5 protein-coding genes are annotated in these 5,239 nt (G+C 44.9%); all 5 read left to right on the top strand.

All coding sequences use genetic code 11. The annotated features are described in order from the left end of the window. The first annotated feature begins 280 nt into the window (after window positions 1-280). Entirely contained in the window at window positions 281-1,717 is a 1,437-nt protein-coding gene (locus WBA23_RS24585; RefSeq protein ID WP_424584926.1) for a c-type cytochrome domain-containing protein, read from the top strand. Window positions 1,718-1,723: 6 nt separating this feature from the next. Further along, window positions 1,724-2,056, top strand: coding sequence for a hypothetical protein (locus WBA23_RS24580; protein ID WP_424584925.1), 333 nt, complete (start codon window positions 1,724-1,726; stop codon window positions 2,054-2,056). 277 nt (window positions 2,057-2,333) lie between these two features. Next, complete coding sequence (locus WBA23_RS24575; protein ID WP_424584924.1) at window positions 2,334-3,047, top strand: GntR family transcriptional regulator; 714 nt, start codon at window positions 2,334-2,336, stop codon at window positions 3,045-3,047. A 66-nt stretch (window positions 3,048-3,113) separates the two neighbouring features. Next, entirely contained in the window at window positions 3,114-3,875 is a 762-nt protein-coding gene (deoC, locus tag WBA23_RS24570; protein ID WP_424584923.1) for a deoxyribose-phosphate aldolase, read from the top strand. A gap of 145 nt (window positions 3,876-4,020) precedes the next feature. Next, window positions 4,021-5,142, top strand: a complete 1,122-nt coding sequence (locus tag WBA23_RS24565) for a hypothetical protein (protein ID WP_424584922.1) — start codon at window positions 4,021-4,023, stop codon at window positions 5,140-5,142. The last annotated feature ends 97 nt before the right edge of the window (window positions 5,143-5,239 follow it).

Genomic DNA, 5,239 nt, shown 5'->3' with positions numbered 1-5,239 from the left:
AATGTTATTGACCCTTTAAATACTATTTAGTCTAATAAATGTTAATAAAATATAGGTTAATCCCCCTTATTTAACAGCTAAATCAACCAATAATTAGTTGATTGTTAGCAACTTGTAAATATAAATGCACAAAATGAATCCATCGGAAAAATTTAGCTATTATTGGTTATAATTCTGAAAGTAATATATTAGAAGAATCAATCATACTACTTCGTGTAAGGTCGACGATCTCTGGCTAAATTTTGGTGATTTTTAGAAAATTATTTAAACTACAAACATTTTGGAAACTCCTGATATTGTTCTCTTTTTCGGCCGCTTTCACCCCATTATTCTCCACTTGCCTATTGGCTTTTTGGTGCTGGCATTTTTATTAGAACTGCTTTCCCGGATGGAACGCTTTCGAGTGTATCGACCGGCAGTGGGTCTAGCCCTCTTTCTAGGTGCAGCCTCCGCGTTAGTAGCGGTCATACTGGGCCTGATGCTTGCGGAAGGCGGGGGCTACGGGGAAGAACTGCTCAACTTGCATAAGTGGCTCGGTATCGCTACGGTGGTGCTGGCGATAGTGGCTTTTCTATTGTACCGAAAACGAAGTAAGCAAGAAAATCCAACGCTGGATAAAGTCTACGTTTCTACTCTTTCAGTGATGGTACTGGTGCTGATGGGCGCTGGTCACTTCGGCGGTTCGCTTACCCACGGTTCCGACTACCTTACCCAATACATGCCGAATCCACTGCGAAAAGTTGCTGGTCTTCCTGCAAAAGAAAGCAAGGAGGTTAAGCTGATTACCAACCTGGAAGAGGCGGTAGTGTACGAAGATATTATTCATCCCATTATTGATTCCCGCTGCGTATCCTGCCACAATCCTGATAAAAAGAAAGGGGAGCTGATGATGCATACAGCCGAAGCTCTATTAGCCGGTGGCGAGAACGGTGATATTTTTGTTCCGGGCGATCCGGCGACCAGTGAGATGCTGGTTCGGGTCCATTTGCCGGAAGAAGATGAGGACCATATGCCGCCCGACGGCAAATCGCAGCTTACTGACGACCAGATTGCTCTGCTGACTTGGTGGATTGATCAAGGAGCATCTTTTGATAAAACGGTGGCTCAAATTGAAGTGAACGAAGAAACGCAGTTGGTGCTAAACACGCTGCTCGATCCTAACGCTAACAAAAGCGAAGTGGAGGTTCTGCTAGCCTCGGAGATAACTCCTGCCGACAAACAATTGGTAAGCAGTATTCAGCAACGAGGAGTGATGATTATGCCGTTAGCCGAGGAAGTCCATTGGCTTCAGGTGAATGTGCCGCGATCTGCTTCGGCGGACTCGCTGATGAGCGAACTCGGTAAAGCCGCTGAGCAAATCACTTGGCTCGATTTAGGTAATACCGCTACTACCGACGAAGCACTAAAGGCAATCTCTTCGTTTAAAAATTTAACCCGTTTGCACCTAGAGAATACTCAAGTTACCGATGCTGGATTGGCCTCTATTGCCGAGCTACCGTACCTGGAATACCTTAATCTTTACGGTACTCAAGTAAGCAATGAAGGGGTACAGCAACTGGCCCAAATGCCCAACCTACGAAAACTATACTTGTGGCAAACCCAGGTAACCAAAGAGGGAGCTACTCAATTGCAAGAAGCCAATCCTGATTTGGAAATAAACATGGGAGTAGAAGAGTGGAAAGCAGTCAAAGCCGATAGTGCGGTAGCACTGCGTTAAAAAAAAATGACTTTCACAACTCGTCAGGCTACGGTAAGCGACATTATATTATTAAACCAACTGGCTCAGCTTTCTGTCCGGCAGATTGGGGGTAAATATTATTCTGCTCAGCAAGTAGAAAGCTCACTGAAGTACCTGTTCGGTATTGATACATTGGTAGTTACCGACGGAACGTACTATATAGCGGAAGAAAGAAAGCAAGTAGTAGCCTGCGGTGGCTGGAGCCATCGGAAAACTCTTTTTGACGGAGACCAAGCTAGTGAACTGTTAGATAGGGGGCTTCGTGATTCAACTATTGACCCAGCGGTTATCCGGGCATTTTATGTTCACCCAAACTAAACTCGTAAAAGCATTGCCCGCCAACTTCTTTACCATTGTGAAAATCAGGCACGCGGTGAAGGTTTTAGTCAGTTTGAACTAACCGCTATGTTGAGCGGCTATCTTTTTTATTCTCGCTACGGCTACCAAGAAACCGCGAAGGCAGCGATGAATTTTCCTGATTCTATCTCTTTACCCGGAATAAGGATGATAAAGTATTCTTAAAACTAGTAGAAGAACTATGAATTGAACTTGTATATACAAGTTCAATTCATATCTTTGTAGCAATACTTCTATTGTGAAAATCCCCCGTTACAAACAGCTTCACCAACAGCTAAAAGCCGATATCTTAGCTGGCCATTATGAAGAGGGGAATTTACTGCCTTCGGAAAATACGCTAAGTGCGAAGCATAGTATGACCCGGATGATGGTTCGCCAAGCACTGAGTGCTCTAGAACAAGAAGGGTATATTGCGCGTCGGCAGGGGAAGGGGAGTATTGTTTGTGCTCATCATCCTGCACTTGGGCTACTTTCTTTTCGGGGTTTCTCGGAGGTAGTAGGGGAAACCGAATATTCAGCCACCTCTCAATTTCTTAGTAAACCTCAGATCGCCGAGTGGAATGAAGATTTCTTTTTTGATTTATCGGAAAATGAGCGCCAAGTCGGATGTATTGCAGTTGAACGCCTCCGGCAAGTTGACAATCAACCAGTGATGCTAGAATATACATACTTGCCAAATTTAGATATCCCTGGTTTCTGTCAAAAACCATGGGTAGAGGGCTCGCTTTTTCGCACCCTGTATCAACATTATCAACTGGAAATTACTAGCGTAGATCAGCGTATCCGTGCCCTAGCCGCCAAAGCAAAAATTGCTACTCAACTGAATTTAGAAGCAGGCACGCCTATTCTACATATCCACCGAAAATACAGTACAAGCCGACACGGTTATTTTGTGTATAGTTCACTGTACTGCAATACGGAACATTACGCCATTAGCACAACTATCAAATAAAGAGCAAGCATTATCAATTTTTCGCCCCGGAATCTAACTGGGGTTCACTTTTCAATTAATAAAATTATGGACAAAATTACTGAACTCGCCAAAATGATCGACCATTCGTTGCTACATCCTACCATGACTGATCAAGTCTTGGAGGAAGGCTGCGAACTAGCTAAAAAATACAACGCTGCATCGGTTTGTATTAAACCCTACGCTGTTTCAAAAGCAGTAGAACTACTAAAGGGGTCAGATGTAGCGGTAGGCACCGTCATTGGTTTTCCGCAGGGTAGCCCAACCAAAGAATCAAAGGTGTACGAAACCCGACAGGCTTGCGAAGCCGGAGCTACCGAAATTGATATGGTCGTAAACATCGGAAAGGTACTAAGTGAAGATTGGGACTACGTGACCGAGGAAATTAAAGCAGTAACCGAAGAAACGCATAAGCACGGAGCTATTGTAAAAGTGATCTTTGAGAATGACTTTTTAGATAACGATCAACACAAAATTAAGCTCTGCGAAATTTGCAGTGAACTAAAAGCTGATTTTGTTAAAACCTCTACCGGTTACGGATTTGTGAAGGGAAGTGACGGTAAGTACACGTACCAAGGAGCTACGCACCCGGACCTAAAACTGATGCGAAAGCACAGTGCCCCGGAAGTGCAGATTAAAGCAGCGGGTGGAGTACGCACATTAGATGATTTGCTAAAGGTCAAAGATTTAGGGGTTACCCGCATTGGTGCCACTGCTACCGCTACTATCTTAAATGAAGCACAGAAACGCTTCGGTGACGGAACGGTTAGTTACGAAGGAAGTAGCAAAGAAGACCCTAGCGGATACTAAGGAAGCAATTTGAGCATACTATCGCAGGCGAAATATGCGCTACGTAGTGATCTTGCCTAATTCGTTGGGTCAGGTCGCCTCGTTCCTTGTGGAGTGTTTCCTACCTAAACACCGATGAAGTAACTTTGAAATAACAACCTGACGCATGAATCTATCGGCGACCATTGATGATCTGATTGACCGTTTACAATCGTTTGAACCAATCTCAACCGAGATACCAGTATTTATTGGTTTGGATGGCTACCTAGATAAAATTCAGAAGGTAGTGCAAGCCCAAGACGGTGAGTCACACATCTACTATCCAACAATAGCTGCCTTCGCCGATCGTGTTGGGCAAGCTGCCGGGCTAAGTGCTCAGTTAGAACTGGTTTCTCAGGAGGTCAAATTAGGCGGGAATGCTCCGATTATGGCGCATGCTCTGGCTTCGTTAGGCGTATCCAACTACTGCTTAGGAAATTTCGGTGCTCCAGAGTTACATCCCTTATTTGAGCAAATTCACACGCAAAGCACCCTAATTTCGTTGGGAGCCCCCGCCGAAACTAACGCATTGGAATTTGACGATGGTAAGTTGATACTCTCGGAAGTAACCCCCTTTCAAATGATTGACTGGGATTATGTGAAAGAATTGGTTGGACTACCCAATCTGATACAATACTTCAGCGCTGCTAAATTTGTGGCTCTGGTAGACTGGTGCAATCTGCCGTTAGCTACTAACGTATGGCAGGGTATTCAGCAAGAGCTACTGCCTCATCTGCCAACCGCCTCTCGTCATTATTTCTTCGATTTGGCTGATCCTACTAAGAAATCGCAGTCAGCGATAGAAGCCGTTCTGGAAGTCATTGGTAGCTTTAATGATTACGGAGTGGTTACGCTAGGACTAAATGAAAATGAGGCCCGGCGGCTAGCCCGATCAATTGAGCAACAAACCGGAAAAAGGGCTGGCGAAGAACTCGAAAAAGTTTGTTTATTCATTTACGAACATATGAATTTGACAAATTTGTTGGTACATCCACTAAACCGTTCTATTATTGTAAGTCCGCAGGGCATCCAAACAGTGCCGGGCCGCATGGTGGCTAAACCGCGTATTTCTACGGGGGGCGGCGACAACTTAAATGCTGGATTTTGTTTCGGACAGCTGGCTGAGTATTCGCTAGAACTATCGGCACTGCTGGGGATGGCGACGTCGGGTGCCTACGTACAAAATGGACAAAGCCCGAGTCGTTCTGAACTAATTACGTACTTACTAAACTGGAAAAACAACCTATGAAAACCTTACAAATTGGTGTAGCCGGACTGGGCTTTATCGGCCCGGCGCACATTGAAGCCCTTCGGCGTATCCCTAACTTACACGTGGCGGCCATTAG

Source organism: Tunicatimonas sp., from assembly GCF_049647865.1.
In the GTDB taxonomy this organism is placed as follows: Bacteria; Bacteroidota; Bacteroidia; order Cytophagales; family Cyclobacteriaceae; genus Tunicatimonas.
Note: the sequence above shows the minus strand (reverse complement) of the source record. Positions and strands in the feature narration are given on the sequence as shown.

What these genes read in the sequence shown, in the direction of transcription:
- WBA23_RS24580 (WP_424584925.1), top strand. Translation starts at nt 1,724, where the DNA reads ATGACTTTCACAACTCGTCAGGCTACGGTAAGCGACATTATATTATTA.
- WBA23_RS24565 (WP_424584922.1), top strand. Translation starts at nt 4,021, where the DNA reads ATGAATCTATCGGCGACCATTGATGATCTGATTGACCGTTTACAATCG.
- deoC (WP_424584923.1), top strand. Translation starts at nt 3,114, where the DNA reads ATGGACAAAATTACTGAACTCGCCAAAATGATCGACCATTCGTTGCTA.